This is a genomic window from Rhodopirellula europaea 6C (assembly GCF_000338295.1).
Classification (GTDB): Bacteria; Planctomycetota; Planctomycetia; order Pirellulales; family Pirellulaceae; genus Rhodopirellula; species Rhodopirellula europaea.
The window spans coordinates 1-3,514 of record NZ_ANMO01000022.1 but is presented as its reverse complement, the minus strand read 5'-3'; the positions used below and the strand labels follow the sequence as shown (position 1 = coordinate 3,514).

3 protein-coding genes are annotated in these 3,514 nt (G+C 54.6%); 2 read left to right on the top strand and 1 reads right to left on the bottom strand.

Going from position 1 to position 3,514, the window contains the following annotated elements; genetic code table 11:
* Positions 1–511 precede the first annotated feature (511 nt).
* Complete coding sequence (locus RE6C_RS01635; protein WP_144054626.1) at positions 512–1,615, bottom strand: IS110 family RNA-guided transposase; 1,104 nt, start codon at positions 1,613–1,615, stop codon at positions 512–514.
* A gap of 867 nt (positions 1,616–2,482) precedes the next feature.
* Here RE6C_RS01635 and RE6C_RS01625 point away from each other — a divergent pair.
* Both RE6C_RS01625 and RE6C_RS01620 read left to right on the top strand, forming a co-directional pair.
* Complete coding sequence (locus RE6C_RS01625) at positions 2,483–2,926, top strand: hypothetical protein (RefSeq protein ID WP_008653237.1); 444 nt, start codon at positions 2,483–2,485, stop codon at positions 2,924–2,926.
* 87 nt (positions 2,927–3,013) lie between these two features.
* The gene (locus RE6C_RS01620; RefSeq protein ID WP_008653235.1) at positions 3,014–3,439 is read left to right on the top strand and encodes a hypothetical protein; all 426 of its coding nucleotides are present in this window, start codon (positions 3,014–3,016) and stop codon (positions 3,437–3,439) included.
* Positions 3,440–3,514 lie beyond the last annotated feature (75 nt).

Below are 3,514 nucleotides of genomic sequence, written 5' to 3'. Positions count from 1 at the left end.
TTCCTGAAAGAGTTTAGCGGGAATGAATTGTTTTGATCTTTTTTCGTTTGGTTGGTCGGGAGCGGTAGCTTCACACCTGCTCCGATGCTTGGGTTGATGACCGGGTTTCTTGTCGGTTGGCGTGTCGATCCGTGATGGATGGATCTTTGGTTCGGGCTAGTTGCAGATCGTTCTTTTCGTTTGCGATTGCACCTCGATACATTCCTTCGTGGGGTCCCATCGTGAGCGTGTCACGATGCCTTCACTCAATCGGTGAAGCACTATCTATCGGATACGATTCCGCTTGCTGCCAAGTCAGGGCTCCTAATCAATGAAACGTGCCGACTGTCAGGCTGAGCAAGCTCAGCGAGGTGGCATCTACGCATGGTTCCGGGCGAATTGACTCGGGCAAGCCGACTCCTCAGGTAAGCATTGATCCGGAGATCAACGAACCGAGTAGGAGTCGAATGCTCATCACAAAAAGACACTTCTTATAGGCAGGCTTCTGAGTGGGAGGTCGTGGAAGATCAGTTCAGGCAGCAGACTTGTTCGTTGCGAGTTGCCGTTTGCGGCGATTCAACATTGCATCACGGCACTCCTGATAGGTTTGTTCATGGACCATCATGTTGCGGATGATCACAGCCAGTTTTCGCATCACGGCGACACGAGCGATCTTGCTGCCTCGACGGTTTTTGATCGGCTTATACCAGGCCTTCATCACGGGATCGTGACGCAGGCAGTGCAGAGTGATTTGGGCCAAGACCCAGCGGGCCATCGTGCTTCCAGCCTTCGTGATACGGCCTCGTCTTCCCGTGCCTTCGCCGCTGTCGTTGACGCCTGGGGTCAGTCCCCAGTAGTGAGCCAGGCTTTTGCCTTTGGGGAATCGATGAGGGTCGCCAACACGGCATACCAATGACAACGCACTGTAGTGAGCGCAGCCGGGGATGGTTCGAATTCGGTCGACCATCGCATCGCCTTGGCAGCGGCCAATGATGATCACTTCCAGGTCGGTCATCCGCTTGGTCCATCGCTCCAGTTCCTCTAGGTGCCAGTCCATTTCTTGGCGTTGCACCGGTGGCAGGACGAGAGTCTTCAGCCACGCGATCGCCTTGACGCTGGGGAAGGTTTTGGTCGGCATCTGCCACTGAAGGTTGTGGCGACGCAGGATGTGCTTGATTCGGTTGGTGGCTTTGGTTCGCATTCGGCCAGCATCCTTGCGTAGTAGAGTGATGCGTTGGCATTCGGCGTAGTGCTTGGTGGGCAGGACAACTTGACGAGCCCCAGCAATGGGTAGCCCTTCTCGAAGTCGATCGCGATTGGTCCACAGCAACTCGGAGAGCGAGTGAGCATCACGGCGATCGGTTTTGACTTTGAGTTTCTTGGTGGGTTGAATCAGAACCGTTTGAACGCATCCATACTGAGGCAAGATCGCGAGGAGCCAGTCGTTGAAGCCGCAGACCTCGACGATGGCAATGTATCCACCTTCTTCGGCTGCCTTCTCGTTGAGCTTGGTGAAGAACTCGGCGCACCGTTCCGGTTGGGTGGAGACCTGGCGACGAAGGCGAATGTCACCGGCTTCATCGCGAAGAGAAATGGTGAGTTGTTTTGCGTGCTGGTCAATTCCGAGGTACAACATGGTCGCGGTTCTCCGAGAGGGACTTGAGTACGTTTTGAGCCCGTCTTCTCCGAAAGGAAAGACGATCGCTCGTTTTCCCATGATCTCGGAGAGCCGTTCTTCAAAACACCCAACTCTTTCATCGACATCGATGATACGGAGCGGCGGTGGTCGCCGTTCTCGCAGTTGTTGAGTCACTCGCCGCCGCCCGCATATCGCTACCGTTCTGGCATGTGATTCGGATGGCCGATTTGTCCAATCCCAACGAGCCGACCGAACACTCGTCGTTCGGCGATGCAACATCGCGACACAAGCGCGGATCAGTCTTGGCAACCTGGGTTGGTTTCTACCTGATCGCGGGAGTTCTAATTCTGTTCACGATGCCGGCCACGAGTCATTCCAACAATTGGTCTGGAATCTTCCCCCCATTCATCATCTTGATGTTCGGTGCGTACCGGCTCGCACGTGTTGGCGCCAAAACTTCTACGACGTTCATTTACGGGTGTTCAACAACTGTCTTGTTCTTGTTCCGCTTTCTATCAATGGGCCGGTTTACACTCTGGCTTGAACACCAGGCACCGTCCACTCCAATGCTAGCGGTCATTTGGATCGCGATTTGTCTATCGCTAGGCGGTGCTGCATCTGGAATTGCATACATGGTTCACGAAAACGAGAACGGACGCACGCAAGCTCAGGATACCGATGCCTAAATCGCTCTTCGCTGCGTCATCTGCTACAATCCAATCCTGCCAAAAAAGTCCAGAAAAGCCAGAACCATCGCATGCACGGGAGTGGCTGTGGCCAGCGTGTTTTGAAATCAATGTCTACTCCCGCCACCCCGTGATGCGGGCCGTTCGCCCAACCAGATTGTGACTGCAACGTCGGTGCATGCTTGTGCTTGAATTGATACTACTGCTTGCCGTCGCATTTCCCATCGCGTGGCTGATCGCTGAGTTCTACGACAACCGCGCGGCACGAATCACGTTGGGCGTTTGTGCGATCGCGATGTCGTTCGGCGTTGCGTGGATCGTCGGATCACTTGATCGCCTGCAATCCAACATTTACTTCTCCGAAGCAACAAAAGACCTGATTCAAAACACGATCATTGAACTTGAGAACGATAAGGTCGACGACGTCCTCACCGAGTTGCGGGTACTGCGTGACGATTTTCGTCCGACGTACGAAACACGCGACGATTATGATGTCCTCGTAGACCGATACATCCACTCAATCTCGGACGCTCCTGTCGAACATTCAGATGGTGACCCGCGATGGTCTCACGAAATGGTAGACTACACGTCGCCCGAAACAGAAGAAGTGGGCGAACCATGACATGCACGGGAGGACGGCTTGCGCGGTTTTCGAAGTGGAGAGTCTTTCGTCCGTCCCCCGTGATGTCCGACGTTCCCCGACTGAAAAGTGCTCGCACGTTCGCTCTATTGTCTCGCCGCATTACTATTGCTGAGCCTCGTCGGCATCGTGTGGCATTGCACGGCCGATTCCGCATTTCGCTATCGAGTACTCGGCGACGAACACTCGCTGCTACCCGCAATCGCACAATACGTCGACAATGGCGATTCGCTCGTTCAGGTACGCCAAACGCTAGGTGATGGTACACCTGGTTCTCATACAAAGGCTCAGGCATGGACTGACATTCAGATCCAGGGCCGAGATCGTGATGGATTCACTGACCAGTACCCGGACGATATATTGCCGACCGACACATTTGTGGCTTATTCTGGATTCCCGACCCAATTCGTGATCCAGTTCCGCGATGGTCGGGTGGTCAATCTCCCGAAGTCGTGGCTGGCGGAAACCTACTCACAAGACGGCGGGGAACCATGACATGCACGGGAGCACGGCTTGCGGCGTTTTTCGCAATGGACAGTTCACTCTCCGTGCCCCGTGATGTCCGCCGTT

What these genes read in the sequence shown, in the direction of transcription:
- RE6C_RS01635 (WP_144054626.1), bottom strand. Translation starts at nt 1,615, where the DNA reads ATGTTGTACCTCGGAATTGACCAGCACGCAAAACAACTCACCATTTCT.
- RE6C_RS01625 (WP_008653237.1), top strand. Translation starts at nt 2,483, where the DNA reads ATGCTTGTGCTTGAATTGATACTACTGCTTGCCGTCGCATTTCCCATC.